At 78.1% G+C, this 1,688-nt stretch carries 1 protein-coding gene; it reads left to right on the top strand.

Annotated features, from left to right (window positions below; genetic code table 11):
- The first annotated feature begins 83 nt into the window (after window positions 1-83).
- A complete protein-coding gene (locus B0E53_RS36285) occupies window positions 84-1,607 on the top strand; it encodes a hypothetical protein (protein WP_107079897.1) in 1,524 nt (507 codons plus the stop codon).
- Window positions 1,608-1,688: the final 81 nt, after the last annotated feature.

Below are 1,688 nucleotides of genomic sequence, written 5' to 3'. Positions count from 1 at the left end.
GCGCGCCGCCGCGCGCCTGCGCGCCGACGTTCTCGCCGGGCACCCCGCATGAGTACGCCCCGACGCCCCGCCCGGAGGAGCCGGTGAGCACCCTGCGCGCGCTGGCCCAGGCACAGGCGGTCGCCGCCGGGGTGGCCCAGCCGGTAGCCACCGTCCGGCACCTGCACCTCGCCGACCGCCCGCTGGTGCTGGTGCCGCTCGCCCTGGCCGGCGAGGCGAACGCCCCGCTGGCGGCCCTGGTCGGGGCCGCGCCCGACGAGGCCCGGCTGCTGGTTGTGCCGCAGCCCCGCAACCGGGACCAGCGCTTCGCGTTCGCGGCCGAACTGGCCGGGATCGTGCTGCCGTACCTCGACGAGTTCCGGGGAGTCAGCGAGGCGGTGCCGGTCGACCGGGGCAAGGACGTCCGGTACCGCTACGCCGACGCCCCGCAGCTGCTGGTGCCGAACCCGGCCGGGATCACCTTCCTGCGACTGTTCGGCCGCTCCACCCGGTTCCGCCGGCCGGACGGCGAGCATCCGGTGCACCCGTCGGTGCCGCTGCTCGGCCGCTGGCTGACCTTCTTCGCCGAGCGCGCCGAGCACCCCGGCTCGGCGGCGCTGGTGGCGTTGACCGAGGCGCTGACCCTGCACTGGGCGACCGGGCAGAGCGCCGTCGAGGACCTGCACCTGCCGGCGCTGCTGGGCTGGCTCGACCCGCCGCCCGGGCGCACCGGCGCCGAGGCCGCCGCCCACGCCGAGGACCCGGCGCGCTGCCCGCCGGCCGGCCCGGCCACCGACCCGGACTTCGACAACCACCGGCTCGCCCCGGCCATCGAGGCGTACACCCGCGCCAAGGACGACCCGGTCGCCCGGGCGGCCGCGTACGCGGAGCTGGAACGGCTGCTGCGCGACCAGTTGACGCCCACCTGGGAGCTGATGTGGCGCGGCGTCGGGTTGCTCCGTGCGCTGCCGCCCGGGGCACGGGTGGCCGGCCGCTGGGACGGCGACAAGGACGCCTTCACGGCGCACGCCGAACACGTCGACGCGGGAGGCGGCCCGCAGCCGCGCCGCGACGGGGCGGTGGCCGCTGCGCTGCGCCTGCACCGGCTGGAACGGGCGCTCACCTCCTACGCGGTGCAGCGCGCCTACGACGACCCGCTCGTCATGGCCGAGCACCGGCTGACCGGGGAGGCGTTCGTCGGCGACGTGACCCTGGCCGACCCGAAGCGGGTGGACGACACCGGCAAGCGGCCGGTGCTGCGCCCGCGGATCCAGGTGGTCACCACCGAGCCGGTGCTCGTGCCGGTCGGCGCGACGCTCTACTCGCCGGCCCGGCCGGGCCAGAAGGCGAAGGTGGTCTTCGTGACCCCGGCTGCCGACGGCAAGACCGAGGTGGTGCTGGAGCTCTCCGGCGGGATGGGGCGCGGGCTGAGCGCCCCGCCGGGCACCGTGCCGGAGGTGGGGGAGCGGCTCTGCCTCACCACCCTGTCGGACGGCTTCCTGCCGGCCGGGAACTTCCCCGCCCCGGAGGAGACCCCCTGGACCCACGGCGGCCCGCCGGCCGCGGCACCCGCTCCCGCGGCCCCGCTCCCGGTCGCCGACGCCGACCCGGCCGAGGACTGGTCCTGACGCGGGGCCGGCCGCGCCCCGGCCGCGCACGGCGGACCAGGTGCGGCCGGACCGCGACGCTCAGCTGAGCGCGGCCAGGGC

Origin of the sequence: Micromonospora sp. MH33 (assembly GCF_003013775.1) — a bacterium.
Taxonomy (GTDB): domain Bacteria; phylum Actinomycetota; class Actinomycetes; order Mycobacteriales; family Micromonosporaceae; genus Micromonospora; species Micromonospora fulviviridis.
Note: the sequence above shows the minus strand (reverse complement) of the source record. Positions and strands in the feature narration are given on the sequence as shown.